The sequence below is a fragment of the Streptomyces sp. NBC_00224 genome (assembly GCF_041435195.1).
Classification (GTDB): domain Bacteria; phylum Actinomycetota; class Actinomycetes; order Streptomycetales; family Streptomycetaceae; genus Streptomyces.
In genome coordinates this window covers 5,760,214-5,783,869 of record NZ_CP108106.1, presented here as the reverse complement: position 1 = coordinate 5,783,869, position 23,656 = coordinate 5,760,214, and the positions used below count along the sequence as shown (strand labels likewise).

General features: G+C 71.7%; 25 protein-coding genes. 5 read left to right on the top strand and 20 right to left on the bottom strand.

The window, feature by feature from the left end:
• Positions 1 to 21: 21 nt before the first annotated feature.
• The 12 genes from OG965_RS25905 to OG965_RS25850 form a co-directional block, all read right to left on the bottom strand.
• Positions 22 to 714 carry a pilus assembly protein TadG-related protein gene (locus OG965_RS25905; protein ID WP_371657060.1) on the bottom strand — a complete coding sequence of 231 codons (693 nt, stop codon included), beginning with the start codon at positions 712 to 714 and terminating at the stop codon, positions 22 to 24.
• Complete coding sequence (locus OG965_RS25900; RefSeq protein WP_067163534.1) at positions 711 to 941, bottom strand: hypothetical protein; 231 nt, start codon at positions 939 to 941, stop codon at positions 711 to 713. Before OG965_RS25900 ends, OG965_RS25905 begins: the two co-directional genes overlap by 4 nt.
• Before the next feature lie 129 nt (positions 942 to 1,070).
• Complete coding sequence (locus OG965_RS25895) at positions 1,071 to 1,835, bottom strand: response regulator (RefSeq protein WP_371654452.1); 765 nt, start codon at positions 1,833 to 1,835, stop codon at positions 1,071 to 1,073.
• On the bottom strand, positions 1,832 to 3,106 hold the full coding sequence (locus tag OG965_RS25890) for a sensor histidine kinase (protein ID WP_371654451.1): 1,275 nt from the start codon (positions 3,104 to 3,106) through the stop codon (positions 1,832 to 1,834). The genes OG965_RS25895 and OG965_RS25890 overlap by 4 nt, the downstream gene beginning before the upstream one ends.
• An 11-nt stretch (positions 3,107 to 3,117) precedes the next feature.
• On the bottom strand, positions 3,118 to 4,005 hold the full coding sequence (locus OG965_RS25885; RefSeq protein ID WP_371654450.1) for a DUF5936 domain-containing protein: 888 nt from the start codon (positions 4,003 to 4,005) through the stop codon (positions 3,118 to 3,120).
• 10 nt (positions 4,006 to 4,015) lie between these two features.
• Positions 4,016 to 4,954, bottom strand: coding sequence for a type II secretion system F family protein (locus OG965_RS25880; RefSeq protein WP_371654449.1), 939 nt, complete (start codon positions 4,952 to 4,954; stop codon positions 4,016 to 4,018).
• A gap of 8 nt (positions 4,955 to 4,962) precedes the next feature.
• On the bottom strand, positions 4,963 to 6,300 hold the full coding sequence (locus OG965_RS25875) for a CpaF family protein (protein WP_371654448.1): 1,338 nt from the start codon (positions 6,298 to 6,300) through the stop codon (positions 4,963 to 4,965).
• A gap of 17 nt (positions 6,301 to 6,317) precedes the next feature.
• Complete coding sequence (locus OG965_RS25870) at positions 6,318 to 6,695, bottom strand: TadE/TadG family type IV pilus assembly protein (protein WP_371654447.1); 378 nt, start codon at positions 6,693 to 6,695, stop codon at positions 6,318 to 6,320.
• Positions 6,692 to 7,078 carry a TadE/TadG family type IV pilus assembly protein gene (locus tag OG965_RS25865; protein WP_371654446.1) on the bottom strand — a complete coding sequence of 129 codons (387 nt, stop codon included), beginning with the start codon at positions 7,076 to 7,078 and terminating at the stop codon, positions 6,692 to 6,694. The genes OG965_RS25870 and OG965_RS25865 overlap by 4 nt, the downstream gene beginning before the upstream one ends.
• An 8-nt stretch (positions 7,079 to 7,086) precedes the next feature.
• The gene (locus tag OG965_RS25860) at positions 7,087 to 8,322 is read right to left on the bottom strand and encodes a CpaE family protein (RefSeq protein ID WP_371654445.1); all 1,236 of its coding nucleotides are present in this window, start codon (positions 8,320 to 8,322) and stop codon (positions 7,087 to 7,089) included.
• 7 nt (positions 8,323 to 8,329) lie between these two features.
• Positions 8,330 to 9,034, bottom strand: a complete 705-nt coding sequence (gene cpaB, locus OG965_RS25855; RefSeq protein ID WP_371654444.1) for a Flp pilus assembly protein CpaB — start codon at positions 9,032 to 9,034, stop codon at positions 8,330 to 8,332.
• A 68-nt stretch (positions 9,035 to 9,102) separates the two neighbouring features.
• Positions 9,103 to 9,954 carry a hypothetical protein gene (locus OG965_RS25850; protein ID WP_371654443.1) on the bottom strand — a complete coding sequence of 284 codons (852 nt, stop codon included), beginning with the start codon at positions 9,952 to 9,954 and terminating at the stop codon, positions 9,103 to 9,105.
• A gap of 262 nt (positions 9,955 to 10,216) precedes the next feature.
• Here OG965_RS25850 and OG965_RS25845 point away from each other — a divergent pair, with 262 nt between their 5' ends.
• Entirely contained in the window at positions 10,217 to 11,908 is a 1,692-nt protein-coding gene (locus tag OG965_RS25845) for a chitinase (RefSeq protein ID WP_371654442.1), read from the top strand.
• Positions 11,909 to 11,989: 81 nt separating this feature from the next.
• Here OG965_RS25845 and OG965_RS25840 read toward each other — a convergent pair whose 3' ends face one another.
• The 3 genes from OG965_RS25840 to OG965_RS25830 form a co-directional block, all read right to left on the bottom strand.
• Entirely contained in the window at positions 11,990 to 12,832 is an 843-nt protein-coding gene (locus OG965_RS25840; protein WP_371654441.1) for a serine protease, read from the bottom strand.
• Between the two features lie 229 nt (positions 12,833 to 13,061).
• The gene (locus tag OG965_RS25835) at positions 13,062 to 13,397 is read right to left on the bottom strand and encodes an ASCH domain-containing protein (RefSeq protein WP_371654440.1); all 336 of its coding nucleotides are present in this window, start codon (positions 13,395 to 13,397) and stop codon (positions 13,062 to 13,064) included.
• The gene (locus OG965_RS25830; RefSeq protein ID WP_371654439.1) at positions 13,394 to 14,719 is read right to left on the bottom strand and encodes an XRE family transcriptional regulator; all 1,326 of its coding nucleotides are present in this window, start codon (positions 14,717 to 14,719) and stop codon (positions 13,394 to 13,396) included. The genes OG965_RS25835 and OG965_RS25830 overlap by 4 nt, the downstream gene beginning before the upstream one ends.
• Positions 14,720 to 14,954: 235 nt before the next feature.
• Between OG965_RS25830 and OG965_RS25825 the strand changes: the two genes are divergently transcribed.
• The 4 genes from OG965_RS25825 (at position 14,955) to OG965_RS25810 (ending at position 18,746) form a co-directional block, all read left to right on the top strand.
• Positions 14,955 to 16,103 (top strand): phosphotransferase, encoded by a 1,149-nt coding sequence (locus tag OG965_RS25825; RefSeq protein WP_371654438.1) that lies wholly within the window; start codon positions 14,955 to 14,957, stop codon positions 16,101 to 16,103.
• On the top strand, positions 16,058 to 17,017 hold the full coding sequence (locus OG965_RS25820; RefSeq protein WP_371654437.1) for an NAD(P)-binding domain-containing protein: 960 nt from the start codon (positions 16,058 to 16,060) through the stop codon (positions 17,015 to 17,017). The genes OG965_RS25825 and OG965_RS25820 overlap by 46 nt, the downstream gene beginning before the upstream one ends.
• Positions 17,014 to 18,120, top strand: coding sequence for a hypothetical protein (locus OG965_RS25815; RefSeq protein WP_371654436.1), 1,107 nt, complete (start codon positions 17,014 to 17,016; stop codon positions 18,118 to 18,120). The genes OG965_RS25820 and OG965_RS25815 overlap by 4 nt, the downstream gene beginning before the upstream one ends.
• Positions 18,121 to 18,185: 65 nt before the next feature.
• Positions 18,186 to 18,746, top strand: a complete 561-nt coding sequence (locus OG965_RS25810; protein WP_371654435.1) for a GNAT family N-acetyltransferase — start codon at positions 18,186 to 18,188, stop codon at positions 18,744 to 18,746.
• Positions 18,747 to 18,762: 16 nt separating this feature from the next.
• Here OG965_RS25810 and OG965_RS25805 read toward each other — a convergent pair whose 3' ends face one another.
• The 5 genes from OG965_RS25805 to OG965_RS25785 form a co-directional block, all read right to left on the bottom strand.
• Positions 18,763 to 20,328, bottom strand: coding sequence for an AAA family ATPase (locus tag OG965_RS25805; RefSeq protein WP_371654434.1), 1,566 nt, complete (start codon positions 20,326 to 20,328; stop codon positions 18,763 to 18,765).
• Between the two features lie 96 nt (positions 20,329 to 20,424).
• Positions 20,425 to 20,973 carry a hypothetical protein gene (locus OG965_RS25800; RefSeq protein WP_371657059.1) on the bottom strand — a complete coding sequence of 183 codons (549 nt, stop codon included), beginning with the start codon at positions 20,971 to 20,973 and terminating at the stop codon, positions 20,425 to 20,427.
• A gap of 5 nt (positions 20,974 to 20,978) precedes the next feature.
• The gene (locus OG965_RS25795; protein WP_371654433.1) at positions 20,979 to 21,167 is read right to left on the bottom strand and encodes a hypothetical protein; all 189 of its coding nucleotides are present in this window, start codon (positions 21,165 to 21,167) and stop codon (positions 20,979 to 20,981) included.
• Positions 21,164 to 22,936, bottom strand: coding sequence for a hypothetical protein (locus tag OG965_RS25790; protein WP_371654432.1), 1,773 nt, complete (start codon positions 22,934 to 22,936; stop codon positions 21,164 to 21,166). Before OG965_RS25790 ends, OG965_RS25795 begins: the two co-directional genes overlap by 4 nt.
• Positions 22,937 to 23,027: 91 nt before the next feature.
• Complete coding sequence (locus OG965_RS25785; protein ID WP_371654431.1) at positions 23,028 to 23,558, bottom strand: hypothetical protein; 531 nt, start codon at positions 23,556 to 23,558, stop codon at positions 23,028 to 23,030.
• Positions 23,559 to 23,656: the final 98 nt, after the last annotated feature.

The window sequence follows — 23,656 nt, the reverse complement described above, 5'->3', positions numbered from 1 at the left end:
CGTACTGCGCACTTCATACGCTTACTTGTCGGCCAGATGGACGGAGAACAGGTCGGACGCCTTCGGCAGGAGGTCGAGGTGGCCGGGGTCGATCTCGAAGTCCCGCTTGTCGCACACGAGTCGGTACGCCTTCTGCTCGCCCCCCGGCCCGCCGGGCCCCGGGGACTCGCCGGGGGCCGGGCCGGGCCCCGGCTCCGGAGGCTCTGTGGTGGGCCCGCTCCCGGGCGCCTCCTGGAGTTGGCAGCGCGGTACGACCACGGCGGCCGCCTTCGCCTTGCCCTTGTGGTCCTGTGTGGCGGCGATGACCGAATGGCCCGCCGTCTTGTTGGTCTGCACGGCCACTTGATAGGTGGGCTCGGGCTGGAAGGAGAGCTCGCAGATGTCGGCCGTGGCGTCGTTGCGCGAGGCGAGCTCACGCGCCGCCGGGCAGGAGTCGTGCGGGATCAGCCCGCCCCGGTCGCCGTCGAGCAGCTTCTGCCAGCGCGCGAGGTCGAAGGTGTCGAGCAGGCCGTTCCTCAGCTGGTCCCGGAAGTCCTGGGCCGCCGCGAGGGCCGCCGCGTCCGCCGCCGTCTGGGCCTCGTTGCGCTTCACCGCCGCCTGGCCCACCGCGAAGTACGCGAACGCGAGGAAGAGCAGGCCTGCCACCGCGGTGATGTAGACGGGGAAGGCCTGCCCTCGGTCGCCGGCGAGGCGGCGGGATGCGGGTGAGGTCAGGGGTTGATCTTGTTGATCGCCGCCGTGATCTTCCCGGCGATCGTCGTGCCGAAATTCGTCTGCGTAAGCACCAGAATGATCGCCACCACCACGATGATGATCCCCATGTACTCGACCGCGCCCTGCCCCCGGTCCCCCCGCCGCCGCAGCGCCGTCGCCGTGGTGTTCAGCCAGCCGTGGACCCGGATCCTGGCGGCGGTCGCGGGCTTGAGGAGCTTGTCGTTCATGGTGGTCCCCTCCGGGGTCTACGGCGGTGCCGCGCTCGACAGCCGCACCGTACCCGGGCCCTCCGGTTCCGGCACAGGGCCCCTGGGCCCAATTCCGGGCCCGGGAGACGAGTTGACGCCGAAGAGCCCTCATCCCGTCGCCCCCCGCGTTCCCAGCCACGTCGCGACCGCCTGGGTGCGGCTGTTGCTGTGTAGCTTCGCGAAGATCCGGTTGATGTGGTTCTTCACCGTCTTCTCGCTGATGAAGCAGGCGGCGGCGATCTGCTGATTGCTCATGCCCGCCGCGATCAGCTCCATCACCTCCACCTCCCTCCTGCTGAGCCGGTGTACTCCAAGTCCCTTGCGGAGGAGTGGAGTTTCCCTCCGCCGCCCCGGTGACGACTGTCCCACATCCGGTTGCATCCGCGAAGCCTCTTCGTTCGGATTTGATGAAATCGACCAGGGCATGACACCCGGAGAGGGGGCGGGGCAGGCAGCGCCCCCGGTCCCCTCCATGACACCCAGTGCCCTCGCCGCCGTCGCCGAGAAGTGTGCGCGGCCGAGCCCGATGTCCCGTACCGCGCCGACCAGTTGTTCCACCGTGAACTCGCCGTGCACCAGATAGCCCCGTGCGCCCAGCCGCAGCGCCTCGCGTACGGTCCCGTCCTCGCCGCTGTACGTCAGCATCATCACCGGCGCCACCCGCACCAGGCGGGGCAGTGCCGTGAGGCCGTCCACGCCCGGCATCCGCACATCGAGCAGGACCACGTCCGGCCGGTGCAGTAGGGCCGCCTCGTACGCCTCGCGGCCGTCCGCCGCCTCGGCCACGACCTCCGTGTCGCCGTGGCCGTCGAGCAGCGCGGTGAGACCGGCCCGTACGACCGGGTTGTCGTCCGCCACCAGCACCCGGGTCACACCCCGCTCCTCTCCACGGCCCGCCCGGCTCCCAACGCCGCCAGCGGCAGGTCAAGGCGGACCTCCGTGCCCCTCGCCGCCTCGCCCCGGCCGATGCGGATGCGCGCGCCGAGGTCCGCCGCGCGCTCGACCATGCCGACCAGGCCGAAGTGGCCCGCCCGGCGCAGCCCGTCGAGGGTGGTGCCGGGGGGCAGGCCGCGCCCGTCGTCGTACACGCTGATGCGGAGCACGTCCCCGACCACGCCCGCCGACACGTCCACGCGCGCCGGGCCCGCGTGGCGGTGGGCGTTCTCCAGGGCCTCCGAGGCGATGGTGAGGAGCTGGCGGGCGATCGGGTGCGGGACCCGCATCGCGGACCCGTCCCGGGAGAGGGAGCGGTAGCTCACGCCCACGTCCTCACCTCTGGCCGCGAAGTCCCTTACCCGTGCCGCCAGTTCCGCCAGCACGTCCACTCCCCCGTCCGGGCCCGGCTCGCGGCGCAGGTCGGCGAGGAGTTCGCGGGACTCGGCGGCGGCGCGGCGGGCCGAGCGGGCCACCAGGGTCGCTCCCCGGCGGACCGTGGCCGGGTCGGTGCGGTCGGCGGAGGCCGCCAGGCCCTCGGCGGCGAGCGCCACGCCGTACAGGGTCTTGGCGACCGAGTCGTGCAACTCGCGTGCCAGCCTAGCCCGTTCCTCCTCCACCGCCAGCCTCGCCCGTGCTTCGGTGAGCGCCCGCGAGGCCACCCCGAAACGCAGCAGCAGGCCCCGCAGCGCGACCCCGGCCGCGCCCGCGAGGACGCAGAAGCCGGGCAGCAGCAGGGCGGGGGCTACCGGCTGGTGGTGCTGGCGCTGGGCCATGTACGCGAGCGCCAGGATGACGCACTGGAGCCCGGCGAAGACGCCCGCGCCCCGCCAGCCGTAGACCAGACCGGCGAGCAGCGGGGTGCAGACGACGACGTAGCCGAGCGGGGAGTCGGGGGTCGCGGTGAACAGCAGCAGCGCGCCGAACGCGGTGTCCACGCCGAGCAGCCACGGGTGGCGCAGCAGCAGCGGGCCGAAGCGCTCCCAGTCGCGGTAGAGCGCGTACGAGCCCATGAAGGTGATCAGTACGGCCCCGGAGACCAGCCAAGTGGCGATTCCCCGGGCCGAGTTGGCCAGGGCGAAGGGGGTGCCGAGCCCTATCATCGCGAGCCGGAACAGGAAGACCTGGCGGCAGAGCGCCTGGAGGGCGTTGAGCTGGAGGGAGACCTCGGGCTCGGGGGGCGGGCCGTGCTGCTGTGCGGGTCTCGGCATGGTGGTCCCCCTCACTTCCCCGTGAGCGAGCCGATGTCGGCCTCGGAGCCGAGCAGCATCGCGGACGCCATCAGGATCATGGTGGCGGGCACCATGAACGTGGTGACCATCAGCGTGGCCTTGGGCACCGCCTTGGCGGCCTTGCGGCGGGCGTTCTGGGCGTCGGTGCGGCGCATGTCGGTGGCGATGGCTATCAGCGTGTCCACGATCGGCGCGCCCAGCTCCTCGCCCTGCTGGAGCGCCGTGACGAACATGGCGACCTGCTCGGAGTCGTTGCGCCTGCGCAGGTCGTCGAAGGCCTGGCGGCGGCTGACCCCCATGTCCATCTGGCGCAGCGCGATCCGCACCTCGTCGGCCCAGGGGCCCTCGTACTTCTCCGCGACCCGCTCCAGGGCCTGGCGGAAGCCGAGCCCGGCGGAGACCACCACCGCCAGGACGTCGAGGAAGTCCGGCAGGGTCCGTTCGATGTCGTCGCGGCGGCGGCGGACGGCCGCCCAGATGCCGACCTCGACCCAGTAGTACGCGAACGCGACCATCAGCAGGGCCATCAGGTAGTTGCCGCCGGAGATCATCACCACCGCGCCGACCGCGCCGAGCGCCCCGTACACCGCGCGCCGCGCCGCGTAGCGGTCGATGGTCAGGCCGCCGGGGTTGCCCGCCATGTCGATCCTGCGGCGCTTCTCGCCGACGCGCCTGGGGCCCATCAGCCGCAGTACGAGCGGGGCGTAGCGGATGCCGAGGCGGTCGATGGCGCCGCCGGTCCGGGTGGTGCGGGTGGCGCCGACCTCCAGGGCGAGGGCCAGGTCGCCGGGGAGCTTGGCCTCGGCGCGGTACATCCGTACGCCCTGGAAGGCGCCCAGGACGCTGAGTCCGCCGATGAGTCCCAGGATCAGTTCCATGCCCGCCCCCTCAGATGTCGATCTTCGAGATGCGGCGGATCGCGACGAAGCCCAGCGCGTACAGCCCGAGCGCCACGACGACCGCTGCCTGGCCCAGGAACGAGCCGGTCATCTTGGCGAGCGAGCCCGGCGCGATCTGGTTGACCAGCAGCATGGCACCGACCCCGATCGCCGGGACCGCGTACGCCGTGGTGTTCACCTGGGACAGCTGGGTGCGCACCTCGCGCCGGGTCTCCTTGCGCTCCTCCAGGGTGGTGGTGAGGTTGCGCAGCGAGTTGACGACCGCGCCGCCCGCCCGGTTGGAGAGGATCAACGTCGAGACGAGGACGACCAGTTCGCGCGAGGGCAGCCGGTGCGCCAGCTCGCCGAGCGCGTCGTCTAGGGTGCGGCCGACCGCGAGCTGGTCGGCGACCGTCTTGAGCTCGTCGCCCGCCGGGGCCTCCAGCTCGTCCGCCGCCATGGCGATCGCGGTGCGCAGGGCGAGCCCGGCCTGGGTGGCGTTGGCGATCACCCGGGAGATCTCGGGGAGCTGGTTGATGAACGCCTCGGTGCGCCGGGTGCGCTGCCAGTTGAGGAAGGTGTTGGCGGCCCACAGCCCGGCCAGCGCCGCGAGCGGGCCGAAGAAGGAGGCGAGCACCGAGGCGGCCACCACCCACAGCCCGACGACTCCGGCGAGTACGTAGACGAAGAACTCGCCGGGGGTGAGGTCCAGGCCGGTCACCGCGAGCTTGCGCTCGATGCGCTTGCCGACCGTGGTGCGGCGCAGTCTGCGGTCCACCCCGGCGAACGGCCGCCGGCGTCCGGCGGGCGGCAGCTCTCCGGCGGTGGAGAGCCGTTCGACCAGGGCCCGGCGCTGGGCGCGCCCCGTGGCGTACGCGTGCACACCGACGACCGCCGCCGCGCAGGCGAGCAGCGTGACCCCGATCGTCAGCTGGGTGAGTGCGGACATGGGCGGTGCTACCTGGCCTCTCGGGTGGCGAGCTGTTCGTCGAAGGAGGCGATGCCGAACGCCTGCGGGACGGGCTGGCCCGCGAGGTAGAGGCGTTCGGCGACGCGGCGCGGGAGCGGGAAGTGGCGGAACTCGCCGTGGACGCGCCCGTCGGCGGCCATCGGGCGGGGGTCGAAGCGGGCGACGGTGGCGAGCCGGTAGGGGTCGCGGCCGTGCGAGTCGAGCAGGGCGATCTCGGTGACCCGGCGGGAGCCGTCGGCGTGCCGGGTGAGCTGGACCAGGACGTCCACGGCCGAGTTGATCTGGTCGTGCAGCGCCTCGAACGGGATCTTGATCTCGGACATGGAGGCCAGCGTCTGGAGCCGCATCAGGGCGTCCTCGGCGCTGTTGGCGTGGACCGTGGCGAGTGAGCCGTCGTGGCCGGTGGACATCGCCTGGAGCATGTCGAGGGACTCGCCGCCGCGCACCTCGCCGACCACGATCCGGTCGGGGCGCATACGCAGCGAGTTGCGGACCAGGTCGCGGATGGAGACGTGGCCCTTGCCCTCGACGTTGGCCGGTCGGGCCTCAAGCCGGATCACATGGCTCTGCTGGAGCTGGAGTTCGGCGGAGTCCTCGATGGTGATGATGCGCTCGTGCTCGGGGATGAGGCCGGAGAGGGCGTTGAGCAGGGTCGTCTTGCCGGTGCCGGTGGCGCCGGAGACGATCACGTTGAACTTCGCCTGGATCAGCCCGGCGAGCAGCATCAGCATGGACTGGTCGAGCGAGCCGAAGGCGATCAGCTCGGGGAGCGTGAAGGAGCGCGGGAAGCGGCGGATGGTGAGGGTCGCGCCGGTCAGCGAGAGCGGCGGGATGATCACGTTGACGCGCTCGCCGGACGGCAGCCGGGCATCGACCATCGGGTTGGACTCGTCGACCCGGCGGTTGACGGTCGACACGATCCGCTCGATGGTCTGCATCAGCTGCTCGTGCGAGGCGAACCGCATCGGCAGCCGCTCGACCCGGCCGCCGCGCTCGACGTAGATCTGGTCGGGGCCGTTGACCATGATCTCGGTGACGGAGGCGTCCTCCAGGAGCGGTTCCAGTACGCCCAGGCCCAGCGCCTCGTCGACGACCCGGCGGATCAGCTGGGCCCGCTCGCCGGTGGACAGGACCGGGCCCTCGCGGCTGAGGATGTGGCCGAGGACGCGCTCCAGCCGCGCCCGGCGCTCGGCGGCGGCGAGCGAGGACATCTCGGCGAGGTCGATCTCCTCCAGGAGCTTGCCCCGGTAGGCGGCGACGAGATGCGCGTCGCCCTCGCCGCCCCGGGTCTCCTCGGGGGCGGTGATACGGGCCCGCAGACTCATGTGGCGTGCCTCCTCGGCTAGTTGCTCTCGTCGCAGGGCATGGTGGCGCTCTTGTGGACCGGGCCGAAGTGGTCGATGCCGGGGAAGACGGACGGGATGGAGACGGTGACCGTGGCGGTCACCGTGGCCCCGGGGCAGCCCCCGACGCTGATGCCGCTGCGCCCGGCGACCCATTCGCTGACGGCTGCCTTCCCTGCCTGTTCGGCTCCGCCCGCCCGTTCCGTCTGCGCGCCGGTACGGGCGGCGGCCCGGGCGGCCGTGCCCGCCTGCTGGGCGGCGTACGCGGCGAGGCCCAGCTGGACGCCGGCGAGCGCGACCAGGAGCAGCAGCGGCAGGAAGCCGAGGTACTCGACGGCGGCCGAGCCCCGGTCGCTCGCGCGTGCGCGGCGCCTCACGGCGTCTCCTCCCGCGCCGCCCCCGCCTGCCCGTGCACCGTGAACGGGAAGGACAGCGCTCCCGGGAAGAGCACCGGGACCTTGATCGCGACGGTGGCCGTGAAGACGTCGGGGTCGCCGCCTCCGCCGCAGCCGGGCCCCACGTCCCACCCGTCCGGGGCGGCCGCCCGCATCGCCGCATCGCACGCGGCGGACCCCCCGCCCTTCGCCGCCCCCGCCCGCGCCCCCTCGTCGGCCACATGTCCGGCGACGGTGTACGTGTAGCCGGTCAGGACCAGTTGCCAGATCGCGGCGAGGGTCACCAGGATGATCGGCACCATCCCGGTGAACTCGACGATGATCTGGCCCCGGTCCCGGTCGGCGGGTACGCGTATACCGCTCATCCGGCCCCTCATCCGTGCCCCCGGCGCCGCAGCACGAGGGTGCCCCGGCCGCTCTTCTCGGGCGCCGGGCCGACCCCCTTCACCAGGCCCAGCTCGCCCGCGAGCGTCCACAGCGCCTGCTTGACCGTGGACTTGGCGTCCAGGTCGTGCAGGCGCCCGGCGTCGACGACGGCCTGGAGCTCCTTGAAGTTGGCGGGGACGGAGGTGCGGGTGATCCGGGTGCCGGTGACCTTCTGGACGAGCGCGGGCTGGATCTCGGTGGCGCGGGTGTGCCGGTTGACCACGGTCGTCGTCTCCTCGGCCTTGCGGATCTGGAGGCGGTCCCACATCCGTACGATCCGCTTGGCGGCCCGTACCGACACCACGTCCGGGGTGGTGACCAGGAGGGCGGTGTCGGCCAGTTCGACGGCGGCGGCGTTCGCGCCGTTCATCTGGGTGCCGCAGTCGGCGATCACCACTTCGTAGCGGTGGCGCAGGGCGGCGAGGATCTGGCGGGCCGCGCGGTCGGTGACCTCCTCGGCCCGCTCGCCGTCGCCGGGGGCGAGCAGCAGGCCGACGCCGGTGGAGTGGGTGAACAGGGCGTCCTGGAGGACCCGGGGCGAGATGTCGGTGATCGTGGCGAGGTCCGCGATGGAGCGGCGGAACTGGACGTCGAGGTACGAGGCCACGTCCCCGGCCTGGAGGTCCATGTCGACCAGGGCCGTGGTGCGGCCCGACGCCCGGGCGGCGAGGGCGAGGTGGATGGCGGTGACGGTGGCGCCGACCCCGCCCTTGGCGCCGGTGACGGTGACGACCGTGCCGCCGGGGCCGCTGGAGGCCTCGCCCCCGCCGCCCAGGTGGCGGCGCACCCCGACCGACCACTGGGCAGCCACCCGCACCCGGCTGACCAGCTCCTCGTAGTGCAGCGGCAGGGTGACCAGGCCGCGCGCGCCGGAGTCCATGGCGGCGGCGAAGAGGCCGGGGCCCGCGTCGGAGGTGATCAGGACGACGCCGACGGCGGGGAAGCGCAGGGCGACCTCGCGCACCAGGTCGAGGGCGGCGACCGGCCCGATGCGCTCGTGGACCAGGACGACCTCGGGCAGCTCGTCCAGGGAGTCCCCGGCGAGCCGGGCCAGGGTGTCCAGGAGCTGGGTCGAGTCCGCGACGGGCGTGGCGGGTTCGGCGTCGGGGAGCTGGCTGAGCAGGGTGGTGACGGACCGGGCGGCGTCGGCGTCCCCGACGGCCGGGAGGATCCTGGTGGTCATCCGAACCTCACTGGTCCTTTTCGAGGCGGTACGTACGGTCGCCGGGCGGGACCGAGGGGTCGCTGCCGGGCGCGACGAGCGCGAGCCGCACGTGCTGGGCGAAGGACTCCGCGTACGCGACGCGCTGGGCGTCGACGGTGCCCAGGGCGAAGGTGATCGGGACCGCCTCGGTGCTCTTGTTGCGGTCGTCGCGGCCGGGTTCGAGGGCCTTCAGGCTGCCCACGTCGATGACCCTGGCGCCGGAGACGATGATCTTCGACTGGGGGGTGTCGCCCTGCTTGGCGGCGGCGAAGGTGGCGAAGATGTTCACCGAGGACCCCGGCGTGATCTTGCCGGCCACACCGGTGGAGGCATCGATCATGATGGCGATCTCCTGCTCCCCGGGCCGGAGTTCGGGCCGTTTCACGATCATGTCGGACTGGAGCAGCGAACCGGCCCTGAGCTTGGTGACGGCGATCATTCCGCGAATGCGCGAGAGGTCGGTGACGGCGTTGTCGGGGAGCCACCGCTCGGGCATCGACGTCTTCTCGAACTGGCTCTCCTTCAGCTCCTTGTAGGGCTCGATCTCGCCCTTCACCCGGTACGCCGTCACCTCGGGGCCGACCTTCGAGTTGGCGTCGTGGATCACCGAGAGGACCCCGGCGAAGGCGCCCGCGGCGCACAGGACCGAGACCAGGAGAAGGATGACGCCACGGCGCTGACGGGAGTTCATTGACCGTACGACCTCGTTCGATGACGTGGGACTGGGCGGACAAGGCCACCGGGCGGGCTGCGCGGCGGCTAGCTGTACATGCCTCCCGCGGGCAGCTGGAGCTCGGGGGCGGGGACGGGGGAGGCGCAGAACCCGCAGCGGTCGCCGATGAGTTCCATGCCGCACCACCGGCACGACTCCCGTCGCACGGACGCCACGAGCTGGTAGAGCACCGACAGGTCGGACAGATGGGCGGCGAACTCGGTGAGCTTGGACGTCCCCCACCAGGAGGGCGAGTACCCCGGCAGCGGGGCTTCCAGCACCGCGCCGACCTGCCAGCCCGGGGCGAGCGTGCCGGTGACCCACTCGGAGGGCGCCGCCGCGCCCGCCACCAGCAGATGACAGGCGTAGTCGGGCCCCTCCAGGTCACCCGTGCCGATCCTGACCAGCTGCGGGACCGGGTGGGCCAGCACCGCGAACTGGCTGCCGGGCAGCCAGGACTTGGCGTGCGTCTTGAGTCCGACCGGGACGCGGTCGAGCCGGGTGACCGAGTTCAGTACGGCGCCCGCGTGGATGTAGTGCGCGAGGAGGCGGGCGGCCGAGGCGAGCACGCCGGGGCTGAAGTCGCACACCGTCAGCTGGCACAGCTGGCGCGCGAGGACGGCCAGGCCGAGCGGCGGCAGCGGCGATGGGATCAGCGCGATCCGGTCGCTCTCCAGGATCGAGCGGACGGTGTGCAGCCGCTGCTCGTGGGCGGCCGGAAGCGAGTCCGGGTACAGGACGACGACATGGCCGTGCAGGTCGAGCAGGCGGTGCGCGTGGGCGAGCGCGGCGTCGAGCGGCTGGACGTCCGGGGACGAGAAGACCGCCGGGGGCGGCGTGTGTGGATCGGCCGCCGGTAACACCAGGTCCGGGCTGGTGACGGCTATCGCGGTTGGCACATCAAGTCCCCGTTCCCTCGGCCCGTGGCGGGCCCCCTCAGCCGTAAGTGATCACCGCACTTCCCTCCTGAACCAGCACTGTATCCAGGAGATAGCTGCGGGTGAACAGTCTTCTCGTTTCTGTGATGCCACGAGAGGCGCCAGAGGTCTTGACAAGCGGATTGGTCTGGACCAGTTTGTACGCAGGTCTGGACCAGCTTGTACGCACAGCGCGCGCCCCACCTCCCCACCGACCTCCCAACTCCCCCACCGGAGGCAGCAAGTGAAACGAGCAGGCGGCAGAATCGGCTTGGCGCTGGCCGCGGCCGGCGCCCTGTCCATAGCCGGACTCACCGGCACCGCACACGCGGCGGACGTCAACAACGCCAGGAACGCGGGCTTCGAGTCGGGCCTCGCCAACTGGAGCTGCACGGCCGGAAGCGGCGCGGCCGTCTCCTCGCCGGTGCACGGCGGAGCCGCCGCCCTCAAGGCGACCCCGTCGGGCTCCGACACCGGCCAGTGCGCGCAGACCGTCGCCGTGAAGCCCAACTCGACGTACACGCTGAGCTCCTGGGTCCAGGGCTCGTACGTCTACCTCGGCGCCACCGGGACCGGCACCAGCGACGTCTCCACCTGGACGCCGGGCACCGGCGGCGGCTGGAACCAGCTGTCGACGACCTTCAGGACGGGCGCCTCCACCACGTCCGTGCAGATCTTCACGCACGGCTGGTACGGCCAGCCCGCGTACTACGCCGACGACATCTCGGTCTTCGGCCCGGACGGCGGCGGGGGCGGCGACCCGGCCCCGACGGTCCCGGCGGCCCCGGGCGGCCTCGCGGTCGGCTCGGTGACCTCCTCGTCCGTGGACCTCTCCTGGGGCGCGGTCTCCAACGCGACCGGGTACAACGTCTACCGCGACGGCGCCAAGGTGCAGTCGGTGAGCGGCGGTTCGGCGACCGTGACCGGGCTGAGCGCGTCGACCTCGTACCAGTTCCAGGTGACCGCGACCAACGCGGCCGGCGAGTCCACGAAGTCGGCGGCGGTGACCGGCAGGACGTCGGCGACCGGCACTCCGGGCGGCGGCGGCAACGTGCCCAAGCACGCGGTGACCGGCTACTGGCAGAACTTCAACAACGGCGCGACCGTCCAGAAGATCAGCGATGTGCCCGCCAACTACGACATCATCGCCGTCTCCTTCGCGGACGCCACCGGCACACCGGGCGGGGTGACCTTCAACCTCGACTCCAACGGCCTCGGCGGCTACACCGTCGACCAGTTCAAGGCGGACATCGCCGCCAAGCACGCGGCGGGCAAGTCGGTGATCATCTCCATCGGCGGCCAGAACGGCACGGTGTCGATCAACGACTCGACGTCCGCTACGAACTTCGCCAACTCGGTCTACTCGATGATGCAGACGTACGGCTTCGACGGCGTCGACATCGACCTGGAGAACGGCCTCAACTCGACGTACATGACGCAGGCGCTGAAGTCCTTGTCGTCGAAGGCGGGCAGCAAGCTCGTCATCACGATGGCGCCGCAGACGATCGACATGCAGTCGACGTCGAACGAGTACTTCAAGACGGCGCTGAACATCAAGGACATTCTGACCGTCGTCAACATGCAGTACTACAACAGCGGTTCGATGAACGGCTGCGACGGCAAGGTCTACTCGCAGGGCACGGTGGACTTCCTGACCGCGCTCGCCTGCATCCAGCTCCAGGGCGGCCTGGACCCGTCCCAGGTGGGCCTCGGCCTGCCGGCCTCGACGAGCGGCGCGGGCAGCGGCTACGTCTCGCCGTCGGTGGTGAACGCGGCGCTGGACTGCCTGACGGCGGGCACCAACTGCGGCTCCTTCAAGCCGTCGAAGACGTACCCGGGCCTGCGGGGCGCGATGACCTGGTCCACGAACTGGGACGCCAAGTCAGGCAACGCCTGGTCGAACGCGGTGGGCCCGCACGTCCACGCGCTGCCGTAACCGGGGGAGGTTCCCCGCGCCCCTTTCCCGGGGGCGCGGGGAACTCCGCTGTCACGGCTGGCTGTTACGGCTGTTATGCCGCTACGGCTTGGGCAAGGTGCACCCAGGACGACTGAGGTCGAACTTGTTCCCGGTACCTATGCAGGGGACGAGGATGTACGTCTCCTGGGCATAGTTGATCTTGTAGCGGACGGTGACCTTGCCGTTCTGGTCCACCTCGCACGGGTTGTTCTCGGTGCAGCGCTGACCGTCCTCGTTGCCGGTGTTGTTCACCGCGACCACCTTGCCGGAGGCCGTGTCGATGACCGGGGAGCCCGAGGTGCCGCCGATGGTCTGGCAGGCGGAGGTGTAGCGGACCGAGTCCTTCCAGGTCCAGTCGCCCTCCTTGAGGCGGTAGGCGAACCCGTCGATGTTGCAGCTGTAGGTGCGCTTCCAGTAGCCGGAGACGACCTTGATGGCGGTGCCCGCGACCGGGTGCTGGTCGTTGAGCGTGAGCGCGCCGATCCCGTACTGGCTCTGGATCTGCGCGTACGTCTTGCCCAGCTCGTAGACCGTGATGTCGGTGTCGGTCATCGTCGCGTACGAGACCTTGGTGGCCCGCAGTGTGCCGACCTTGCTGCCCGAGCCGTTGAGCAGCGAGAAGCTGCGCGTGGAGGGCTGGTCGGTGATGACCTCGCCGGCGGCCGGGAATCCGGTCTCCAGGCAGTGGCCGTTCGAGAGGATGAGAGCGGGGTCGTTCGGCTGGGAGTTGGGCGTGCGGATCAGCGACCCGGAACAGTTGCTGAGCGCAACCGTTCCGGCGAAGTCGACCGCCTTGACCGTCGCCTTGGCGCCGCTGTGGGTGTGCGGCGCCGCGACGACCGGTGCCGCACCCGCTCCGACGAGCAGAAGAGCGAGCACCGTGCCGACGAGAGGCTTCTTCATGTGGGGGTTCCCCTCTGAAGGGATTCAGGAGTGGGTTCCTGAAGTTGTCATGCGCATTGTTGGACGCGCCAACCCCCGGGGGCAACCGTCGAGTTCAGGCCAGTTCGATCAGCCGCCCACGCGAGAGAGAGCCTCCGCGTGGGCCGAGGTGCCTCTTGTGCGGCGGTGACGAGTGAAGTGGCGGCGGCTGGTCATGCCCGGCCGACGGCAGTGCTTCACATCGCCTGGGTCAGGAAAGGACCCGTTCCAGGTGGATCGTGAGAACCCCGAGGGCTTCTTTCTCCGGCGGGTAGATTTCCTGGCAGGCGGCGATGAGGGCATCGCTGTCCATGTCGCCGCCGATGGCGGCCGGGTCCTCCGCGTCCACCATGGCCTCGAAGGACGGGTACTCGACGAGCTTGACGACACGGGTCAGGCAGGAGTCGTCACCGGAGACGAACCGCAGCAGCTGCCCGGCGGTGATCTTCTTCATGCTGGGGTAGCCCACGCGGACTTCGATCGTCTTGGTGCCGTCCTGGATCAGCCGCAGATAGGGCTTGCGGATGTTGATGTGCCGCTCGGTCACAGGGCGCCTCCACGGACGAGTTGCGGTTGTGCGGTGAGACGTTCGGTCAGTCCGCGCGCCGCGTCCATGCGGGGGTAGCGGCGGGTGAGGCAGTCCGCCAGGTCGTGGGCGCGGTTGCGGACGGAGTCCACCACGCGCGTGCTGTCGAGGGCCTGGTGGCCGAGGGCGAGGGCGTCGTCGGGATCGCCGAGCAGAGCACGGGACAGGGCAAGGTCGATCCGGGCGATCGCTTCCCTGCTCGGGGACCGGTTCGCGGCGGGGGCGGTCCGGTAGATGGCGAGCGCGGATTCGGCGGCGCGCTGGGCCTGTTCGGCGTTGCCGAGCCAGATATGGGCGCTCGCTGGATAGGAGGTCAACGCGTAGTCCGCGAGAGGCAGGGTTGGCATACCGAACCGGCGTGGGGGGCGGGACGACAGCAGCCGGTAGGCGTCCTGGGCCTGGTTGAAGGAGACGGTGAAGCTGTCGTGGTCGCCGTCGGCCGCTGCCGCTCGGGCGGACTGGGCATGGAGGCGTACGGACAGCGGATGCGTGGTGGGGGCTTGGGCGAGGCCGCGCTCGGCGGCGTGGCGGGCCTTCTCGGGGCGGTGCTCATAGAGACTGATGGACGCAGCGGCGTCCATCGCCCACCCGCACAACTCGCCATGCCCGGCCTGTTCGGCGTGCGTGTAGGCGTCGGTGGCGAAGGCGAGGCCGACGCGGGCGTTGCCGAGGTCGTGGGCGAGCCAGGCCAGCAGCTCGGACAGCCATCCGGCGCAGACCAGCAGTTCGCGTTCCTGGCAGTGGGTGTGAGGGCCTCGTAACAAGGCGTCGACCTTGCGGCGGTAGTCCATGACCGCGTCGAACACGACGTGCGGCGGCTTGAGGGAGTACGCCTCGTTGAAGCCGGTAATCGCGAAGTCGAGGTGTTCGAGGGTGCCGGTGCCGAGCGCGGTCGCCTCGGCCTGCCGGGTGAACTCGGCGACTTCGTCGGCGGCACGGTCCAGGACGGCAGCAACGGACGCCGGGTCGAGCACGGCCAGCCCGGCGATCTTGAGCGCGTCCCGCCGCTTCGTGTCGTCCTCCAGATCCGATGCCTGTACGCCCAGCGTATCGAGCCCAGTTCCCCTGAATTCGGGGTCCAGACCCAGGACCTGAGCCACGTGGGGCCACCAGTAGTCGGGGGTCCTGGCCCCGGTGATCCAGCGGCGAGCGTTGGCGCGGTGGACGCGCGCCGGGTCTCCGGATTCGGCGACCCCCACGGCCCGCGCGAGGTCGCTCGGGCCCCAGCCGCGTTCGCCGCACGCGAGGCGGATCAGCTCCGCAAGTTCAGGGTTCGTGGCCATCTGTTGCCGCCCTTCCTGGACTGCACGGGACTACGCGGGACTCCATCCTGGCCCCTCCCCACGGCCCGTCCCCGTGCGTTCACTGAACACCACCCGGCCTTCCCCCCACTACCCGGTACAGAGACAGGGTTCGGGCGTTGGTCATGAATCCGATGCTGAAACGGGAGTGCCCATGCACGGCACAGGAACTGACAGCACCCGCACCTCCGCTCACCTCCCTCTTGAGGAGCGCACTGTGAACGCACCCGTCCCAGTTCCGGCGGACGTCTTCGCCTATGTCAGCGGCCGGATTGAGCAAGCGGCCCGCTCCCTGTGGCCGGGAGCGACGGTTGGGCTGGGCCCGCACGTGCCGTCCGTTACCGGGTACGTCCGACGACTCGACGTGGACGACCGGCCCATGTTCGCGAAGGTGTCCCTGCTCGGGTCCTCGCTCGTGTCCGTCCTGCGCGGCACGCTGGGCAACTGGGCGGCTGTGAAGGCCAAGCAGGACGCCTACAGTGCGACGCCGGGAGGTCTGCTGGAGCGGGAGACGATCCAGTACGGGATCCTGCACACGGCCCGGCTGCGGGCGCCGAGGATCGCCGGATACGCGCGCGGGGTGCTGTTCACCAAGCCGGTCGTCGGGCCGACGCTGGCCGATCTGATCGCGAAGGAACCGGACCGCACCGCCGAACTCCTCACCACCGTGACCGGTGAGCTGGGCGCTCTGGACCGTGCGGACGTGATGGCGCTGGTGACGGCGGCCGCGATCCCCGAACGGTCGGTGCACGCGACGTTCGCCCGGAAGTTCAACGGCATCAGCGGCCACGCCTACCTGACGCTGACCGGTGACCAGGCGCCGGTGCTGGCCGAGGTCGTGGCCCGGCTTCGGAAGGTCCGCCTGACCGGCGCCCCCGCCGCCGTGGTCTACGGCGACCTGAAGCCCGAGCACGCCGTGTTCCCCGACGGCTCGGACGGCCGCCCGGCGTTCCTCGACCCCGGCATGTCGCTGGGGCACCCGGAAATGGACCTGGGAAAGCTCGTCTCTCGCCTCGTCCTCGGCCTGCTCGCCGCCCCGCATCAGGGCGCCGGGACGGCGGCCGTCCTCGGCGGGATCAGCCAGTTCGCCGACGCGGCCGGCCAGAGCATGGAACGGGAGGCGAGGGCGGCTTGGCTGCGGCAACTGGTCGTGCTGTGGCTGATGGACACCGCCAACATCCTGACCACCTACCTGACCGCCCCTGCCGGACTGCCGCTGCCCGACCAGGCAAGGCAGGTCATCGACCGGGCCGGGGCGGTGTCCACGATGATCGACCGCACCTCGGCCGCGCTGGAGGGGCGGGCGGACGGCGCGGCCGTGTGGCGGCTCGCCCTCGGGCACGCCGGGACGGCGGCCGGGCGGTGACCGGCCGGATCGGCGCGGTGGGGATCATCGGCGCCGGGGCCGTCGGCCACACCGTGGCCACCCTGCTGACCGCTGCGGGATGGTGCGACCGTCTCCTGATCGTCTCCGGGAGCGAACGCTCCGCCACCGCTCTGGTCACCGATCTGGAGGACATGCGCGAGGTCATCGCCTCCTCCGTACGGGCGGAGACCGCTACCGTGCCCGCCTTGCGGGCGTGCGAAGCGGTGGTGGTGTGCCCGAGGGCGAAGTTCACCAACACCGCCGACCACGACATCCGCATGGCCGGACTGCACGCCAACGCCCCCGTGATCGCCTCCCTCGGCCGCCAGCTCGTCGGGTACGACGGTGCCGTGCTGGTGGTAACCAACCCGGTGGACGTGATGACCCGGCTGTTCACCGACGCGTCCGGCGCGGCCCGGGTGTACGGAGTCGGATCGGCGACCGACACCGCCCGCTACCGACTCGCCCTCGCCCGCCTCCTCGCCGTCCCCGTCGACTCCGTCCAGGGGCAGGTGATCGGCGAGCACGGGGACGCCGCCGTGGTGTGCGCATCCGCGACCCGCGTCGGCGGGCTCCGGGCCGCCGTGCCCCTGCGGGCCGTCCACGACGAACTGATGGACCGGCCGCGCCGCATCAACCAGTCCCTGGGCCGGGCCCGTTCCGGACCGGCCGGGGCCGTCCTGGCCGCCTTGCGGGCCGCCCTAGGCCTGGCCGACACGGTGGTGGAGTTGTCCGTCGTCAACCCCGACGGCACCTGCCTGGGAACCCCGTTGCGGTTCAAGGGTGGCGCCCCCACGGTGGCGCTGCCCGACCTCGACCCGGTCGAGCGGCGGCTGCTGGCCTCCGCCGAACACAGGATCTGTACCGCCTACCGCCTGGTCGAGCACCACGTTGAAGAAGGGGCCACCCCGTGAACCACGCAACCCGCATCACCAGCGCCGGCCGCCAGGTGACCGTCACCAGCAACACCACATCGGTCACCGACTGGGCACTGAGCTACTTCGGCCCCTGGTGGAACGCGGGCGCCGCCTCGGCGCCGTTCCCCGGTCCGGTCGTGGCCGCCGACGTCGCCCCGGCCGAGACCGCCAAGATCGCCCGGCAGGTGGCCGGTTACGCCCACGAGGAGGTCGTCTACGCGAACTCGCCGATGCTGTACGCCGCCGACGGGCCCACCGCGACCGCCATCCAGCCCGCTGACAATCTGGCCTACCGGTACGAACCCGGCCACCTGCGGATCGCCGGCCACGATGAACTGCCCCTCGCGCTGGCCGCCGCCCGCTTCGCACGCGAAGTCCTGCGTTCCGAGCTCCTGGGCGACGGCTGGACGATCCTGCACGCCTCGGCCGTCGTCAAGGACGGCCTGACCGTCATGGCCCTCGGCGGGAAGGGGTCGGGCAAGACCACCACTGCCCTCCTGCTGGCTCGATCCGGGTGGCAGCTGCTGGCCAATGACCGGGTGTTCGTCCGCCCGAGTGCGGGACGTGGTGTAGACGTCCTGCCATGGCCCGCAGCCGCCGCCGTCGGCCTCGGCCTCCTGGACGCCCTCGGCCTGTACGACGGCGTCCGCGAACGCACCCTCCGGGGTGAGCACCTGCACCCCACCCAGGCCCAGGCCGTGACCAAAGCGCTCACCGAAGGACGCCGACTGCCCCTGTTCAGCGGCTCGGGCAAGGAGTTGAAGGCCCAGTTCGCCCCGTCCCAGCTCGTCACCTGGCTCGACCTCACCCTGGCCACCGAGGGCAGGGCAGCCAGGCTTCTGTTCCCGTCCATCGACCCGGCCGCCATCCCCCGCATCGAGAGCGCAACACGCGTGGTGGCCGACAACGACTACTTCAATGCCCGCACCGAGGACCGCTACCCAGACGTCTTCAGCCTCACCCCGCCCGAGGCGGGTACCAGCCGCGTCCGGCGCGCGTCCCTCACCCAGGCCCTGGGCAGGCTGCCCCGGCACGCGATCACCCTCGGCCACGACGTGAAGGCGAACGTCGACCTGCTCACCGAGCTGGTCGACCGCTAGCGCGTGGCGGGTGGGCTGGCTCGCCACCCTGCGCCGCACCCTGACGACCTAGGAGAACCACACCTGTGACCAGCGGGATCGACATACGCCTACACGACCGCCGCCACGCCGCCGAACTGCGCCCGCTGCTCTTGGAGGTCTACGCCGAGGTCTACGAACAGGCCGCCGAGAACGACCCGTTCGCCACCGTGGAACGCTTCGCCCAGGGACTGGACGGCTGGGCGGCGAGGCCCGGCTGGAGCTGCGTCGTCGGCTACGGCAGCGACGGCCGGGCCGTCGGCTACGCCTACGGCGCCCCGCTGCCCGAGGACGCCCGCTGGTGGGGTGGCCTGATCACCGAGGTGCCCGCCGACGTCACCGCCGAGACCGGCTCCCGCACCTACGCCCTGTCCGAACTCATGGTCCGCGAGCCGTGGCGCAAGACCGGCATCAGCCGCCGGCTGCACGACGCACTGCTGTCCCCACGCCCCGAGGAACGCGCCACCCTACTCGTCGACCAGACCCATCCCAAGGTCCGTGCGCTGTACGAAAGCTGGGGCTGGCGCACCCTCGGCGACCTCCGGCCCCGCCTTGAGAACGCTCCCCTGTTCCACGCGATGCTGCTGACGCTGGACCACCGGGACTAGACCCGCCCGAACACGGTCAGTCCTCCATGAACACGATCCGCCGAGCCGGCCCGGGCACCCCCTGCGTGGCCGTCGCCGTCGAGCGGCCCGCTGCCACCGCGCGTTCGCGGCCCCACGCCCGGATCTCCTCGATCTGCTCGGGGTTGTTCCTGCTCAGCGGGATGGTGTTGGCGAAGGTGTCCATCACGAAGGACGGGCGCAGGGCCTCCGCGCCGCCGCCCAGGTAGACCTCCGCGCCCACGTCGTGCAGCGCGCCCTCGATGTCGGAGCCCGCGAAGCCCTCGGAGAGGTCGATCAGGCGGGCCAGCTGGTCGGGGTCGGGCTCGGCCTTCACATAGCGGCGGTAGTAGAGCTGGATGATCTCCTTGCGGTCCTGCGCGTCCGGCAGGTCCACGAAGAACAATTCGTCGAAGCGGCCCTTGCGCAGCAGCTCGGGCGGCAGGCTGCGCACGTCGTTGGCGGTGGCGACCACGAAGGCGCGCGAGCGGGACTCCTGGAGCCAGAACAGGAACTGCCCGATGATCCGCTGCGGCACGCCCGTGCCGTCGTCCCGGCCCGCCAGGCCCTTCTCGATCTCGTCGATCCACAGCACGCACGGGGCCACCCGGTCGGCGGTCTCCAGGGCCTCCCGGAAGCGGCCCTCGGACTCGCCGAGGTACTTGCCGTGGATGGCGCCCATGTCGAGCCGGTAGAGCGGCAGTTTCCACTCGGCGGCGATGGCCTTGGCGGAGAGCGACTTGCCGCAGCCGGGGACGCCGACGAGCAGCACCCCGCGCGGCGGCCGGATCTCGGTGTGGCGCAGGTCCGCCTGCATCAGCTGGTTCTTGCGCCGCAGCCAGTCGCGGAGGTTGGAGAGCCCGCCGACGGTGTAGTCGGCGTCCTTGAGCTGGACCTTCACCAGGCCCGTCAGATCGCTGAAGATGCGGTCCTTGGACTGGGCGAGGGCGGGTACGTCGTCCGTGTCGACCGAGCCCTTGGCGGCGACGGTCGCCATCAGGTTGACCGCCTCGGCCTCGGTGACCCCGAGCAGCGTCTCGGCGGCCCGGCGGGCGTCGTCCTCGTTCCAGGCGATCGGGATGATCCCCTGGTGGTCGGTGAGGAAGCCCGCGAGGACTCCGTACATCTCGTCCGCGTCCGGCAGGTCGAGCTGGAGGCTCATGCCGAGCCGCTGGAGTCCGCTCCAGACGGGGGTGTCGGTGAGCAGGATGATCGAGCCGGAGTTGTTGCCCGCGAGCCGGGCGACCTCGGCGATGTGCCGGGTCAGCGGGGTGTCGCCCTCCAGGTCGTCCGGGTCGACCAGGACCAGCGTGGCGTTGGGGCGGGCGGCGAACTGGGACGCCGCGTACTCCATCGCCCCGGTGAGTGAACGGTCCTCCTGGAGCGGCGCGTTGGTGCGCAGGTCCCGCAGCCCGGTGGCCCGGGTGTAGATCCAGAACGGCATGCTGCTGCGCCTGGGGTGCGTCGCCACCTCCCGCACCAGCCGCAGCGCCCGCTGCTGCTCGATGGTGCGCATCCCGATGACCGGCACCCGGGCGGAGATGTAGCTGTCGAGGTCGTGATGGCTTTCGGCGTAGTTGGGCATGCGGGGACTTCTCCGGTCCGGTCGGTGGCGTACGTACGTATACGGGAGGCGGGCGTCCGGTCCTGCTCGGTTACGGGAGGCGGGCGTCCGGCCTGCTCAGTCCGTGACGATGCGGCGGCGCGGCGGCGCCGTGGGGTCGTACGCCCACGGCTGCGGGCCCTCGGTGGCGCCGGGCGCGGCGCCGCCCGTCAGCGGGTTGTCGCGCAGGGTGCGACGTCTGCCCTCGATCCAGCGCGGGTCGGCGCCGGTGCGCGCGAGGCGGTCGAGCTGGGTCTCCAACTGCCGCTGGAGGTCGGCGATCTGGCCGTCGACGAGCTTGAGCAGCCGGGTGCGCAGCTCGGGCGTGAGCGAGGGGTGCCCGGCCAGGGCGCGCACCGCGTGCAGCCCGGACCGGGCCTGGACGAGCGCGCGGGCGGCCGCGAACTCGTCCTGCTCCGCGTTGAGCGCCCGGGTGAGATCGTCCGCCCAGCCCTGCATCCGGGTACCGAGCGCCCGGGTGAGCTGGTCGGTGAGCCGCACCCAGGTGTCCTGGTGGTAGTCGCCCCGGGTGAGCGCGGGCAGCGCGCGCCCGTCGGTCTGCTCGCCGCGCGACCAGCGGGCCAGATGGTCCGCCCACGTCTGGTAGTTGCCGCCGTGCCCCCACATCGCGCTCACAGCCCCGAGGGGTCGCGCGGGCGGCGCACCAGGGTCTCGCCCGGCGGCAGCGGGGACCAGTCGGGCAGGCCGTCGACGATCCGGCGCAGCCGGGTGGTGACGCGCTCGCCGGGTTTGGCGGCGGTGGCCGCCCACGGCGAGGGCGCGGGGCGGTCCGGCGGCGGGGGCTGGTGGGGGACGGTCATGCGTTGCTGCCTTCCTTGCGGACGGTACGGCCGTCGAAGGGGGAGGCGCCGTCCTGGGCGGCCCCCAGTGAGTCGATCAGTTCGCGCAGCTGCGGTTCCATGGCGTCGGCGGCGCGGTAGGACTCGTACCAGTCGGTCAACTCCGCTGATCCGGCGCGCAGTTGGTGCACCGCGTCGAGCCTGGACTGGTCGAGCAGGGTCTTCGCGGCGTTCTCGACCTTGCGGGCGGCGCTCAGGCCCTGGTTGATCACCAGGCCCCAGACGGCGCCCGTCACCGCCATGACCGTGAGCGTCACGCCCGCGCTGATACCGAAGCCGATCACCAGGATCCCCAGCAGCACCAGGGCCAGCGGGGTCACCTTGCGGGCCAGCGGATAGGCGAAAGAGGCGAGGAACGAGCGCGCGTGGGTGTCCCAGTGCGCACCGAGCTGCTGCTCCAGACCCGGCAGCGGCTGGGTGTACGAGCCGGTCCACGGCGGGAGCTGGAAGGTGCGCCCGGCGATCGGGTACGCACCGCCGAACCTGGCCTGCACGTCCTGCGGCACGGCCCCCCGGTAGTCCGCCGAGAACCGCTGGTGGGCGTGGCGGAACCACTCCCGGCAGGCGGCGACCGCGAGCCGCTGGGTGGCGACGGAGGTGCCGATGGCCTCCGGGCTGAGCGCGGCCGTGGTCTGCACGGTCAGATAGTCCAGCGTCTCCTCGTACGCGGCCGAGTCCGTGTCGACGGAGCCCTTCGCCGCGGTGAGGTCGCCGCCGTGGTCGATGACGGCGTGGTTGAAGGCGAGGTCGCGCCGCAGCGGCAGCTCCTCGTTGTCGTACTCGGAGACGAGCCGGTCGAGGATGTCGTCGACGGCGTCCTCGATCCGGTCCGAGGTCGTGAACTCCCTCTCCAGGAGCGCCCGGTACTTGTCGTGCGCCACCCGCTGGACGCGGGCCGACGACAGCACGCCGGCCAGCTGCGGGCCCTGCGGGGAGACCTGGGCGAGCACCGGGTACTCGCCCTGCGGGGCGGCCGGGCGCAGCGAGTCGAGCTCGGCGCGCCAGCGGGTGATCTGGGCCCGCTGCGCCGCGTCGTCGTTCAGCATCGTCTCGCGCCAGCCGTCGAGCGTGGTGCGCAGCAGCTCCCGGCCCGCCGGGCCGAACGCGCCCTGCGAGATGGACTCCAGGATCACCGCGAACTCGCGGCCGAGCCGCGCCGGGTCCTGGGCGAGCAGATAGTGGCGCAGCCAGCGCACCGACTCGTCCCGGCGGCTCTGGCGGCGCAGCACCAGGGCGAAGAAGAGCGAGGTGCGGTGGGAGGAGCGGCGGAACGCCTCCTCGACGGCGCGCCCGCAGAGCCCCGGGTCGTCGGCCGACCAGGCCGACAGCGCGACCAGGGCCGGGGCGAGCCAGTACCGGGGCGTCTGGATCATCAGCTGCTCGCTGACCGCGCGCACGGTGTCCTCGGAGACCAGGCCCACGTCGAACGCCTGGAGCATGCCGACGGCGGTGCGGCGCACCACCTTGTGGTGCCCGAACTCGTGGTCGACCTGGTCCTGGATGGCGCCGACGCGGGTCTCCGCGCGCTGGACGTTCGCGGTGAGCTGGGCCTGCTGGACGAAGGCGCGGAACTCGTCGCGCAGCTCCTGGAGTTCGGTGCGGGTCCGCTGCTGGTTAGCGTCGACGGCGGCCACCTGGCCGCCCACGGCTCCCACCTGCTCGCTGAGCCTGATGACGAGGCCGCTGACTTCCTGCACCTTCCTGTGCAGGGAGTAGTCGACGTCAGCCATGCGGTGTCTCCGATCGGGGTGCGTCAGATGTACGTGTACACGTCTGCGGGGATGGCGGGGATGACGGGGGTGGCGGGGACGGCGGAGGTGCTCACGGGCGGACGACCGAGCCGTCCGGCAGCACGGGCAGCACCAGCCCGTCGCCGTAGACCTCGACGCAGAGGTACGAGCCGGAGCGGGCCAGCATGCGGCCCGCCGAGAAGGGCTCGGGCATGGGCGTGCCGGGCGCGAAGTGCTGCACGATCGATCCGGCGAGGTCCAGGATGTGGTCCACGAAGGGGGCGCCGAGATAGCACTTGGTGACGAACCCGACGGGGATCGCGGTGTGCTGGACCTCGTACTCCTTGCGGATCCAGTCCGCCAGCTGCCGGCGCGCGGCCTCGTCGACCTGTGCGTCGAGGCGCGCCAGCGCCTCCCGCAGCTCCGGCGAGCGGTCCCCGTACAGCGCGTGGCGCAGGGGCGGGGCGGTGGCGCCCCGGCGCTGCGAGGTCCGCTCCTGCTCCTTCGGCGCGGGCTGCCACGGCTGATGGCCGGTCCGCGCCGGTCCTGCGTGCTTGAGCGGCTGGACGGGCGCGGTCGCGGGCGGCTGCACCACGCGGCGAGGTCGTTCGATGTGTCCCATGGGTCCCCCGGAGATCATGGGTGGTGCGGTCGGACTCCGGCAGACTAGTGATTCCACGTCACTCTTGGCTGCCGGAACGGGAATTGTTGCCCCGACGC

Coding starts and splice junctions, on each gene's coding strand:
- OG965_RS25865 (WP_371654446.1), bottom strand. CDS start 7,078: ATGAGCGGTATACGCGTACCCGCCGACCGGGACCGGGGCCAGATCATC.
- OG965_RS25890 (WP_371654451.1), bottom strand. CDS start 3,106: ATGCCGAGACCCGCACAGCAGCACGGCCCGCCCCCCGAGCCCGAGGTC.
- OG965_RS25800 (WP_371657059.1), bottom strand. CDS start 20,973: ATGTGGGGGCACGGCGGCAACTACCAGACGTGGGCGGACCATCTGGCC.
- OG965_RS25900 (WP_067163534.1), bottom strand. CDS start 941: ATGAACGACAAGCTCCTCAAGCCCGCGACCGCCGCCAGGATCCGGGTC.
- OG965_RS25805 (WP_371654434.1), bottom strand. CDS start 20,328: ATGCCCAACTACGCCGAAAGCCATCACGACCTCGACAGCTACATCTCC.
- OG965_RS25885 (WP_371654450.1), bottom strand. CDS start 4,005: ATGGAACTGATCCTGGGACTCATCGGCGGACTCAGCGTCCTGGGCGCC.
- OG965_RS25875 (WP_371654448.1), bottom strand. CDS start 6,300: ATGAGTCTGCGGGCCCGTATCACCGCCCCCGAGGAGACCCGGGGCGGC.
- OG965_RS25795 (WP_371654433.1), bottom strand. CDS start 21,167: ATGACCGTCCCCCACCAGCCCCCGCCGCCGGACCGCCCCGCGCCCTCG.
- OG965_RS25790 (WP_371654432.1), bottom strand. CDS start 22,936: ATGGCTGACGTCGACTACTCCCTGCACAGGAAGGTGCAGGAAGTCAGC.
- OG965_RS25840 (WP_371654441.1), bottom strand. CDS start 12,832: ATGAAGAAGCCTCTCGTCGGCACGGTGCTCGCTCTTCTGCTCGTCGGA.
- OG965_RS25880 (WP_371654449.1), bottom strand. CDS start 4,954: ATGTCCGCACTCACCCAGCTGACGATCGGGGTCACGCTGCTCGCCTGC.
- OG965_RS25785 (WP_371654431.1), bottom strand. CDS start 23,558: ATGGGACACATCGAACGACCTCGCCGCGTGGTGCAGCCGCCCGCGACC.
- OG965_RS25860 (WP_371654445.1), bottom strand. CDS start 8,322: ATGACCACCAGGATCCTCCCGGCCGTCGGGGACGCCGACGCCGCCCGG.
- OG965_RS25830 (WP_371654439.1), bottom strand. CDS start 14,719: ATGGCCACGAACCCTGAACTTGCGGAGCTGATCCGCCTCGCGTGCGGC.
- cpaB (WP_371654444.1), bottom strand. CDS start 9,034: ATGAACTCCCGTCAGCGCCGTGGCGTCATCCTTCTCCTGGTCTCGGTC.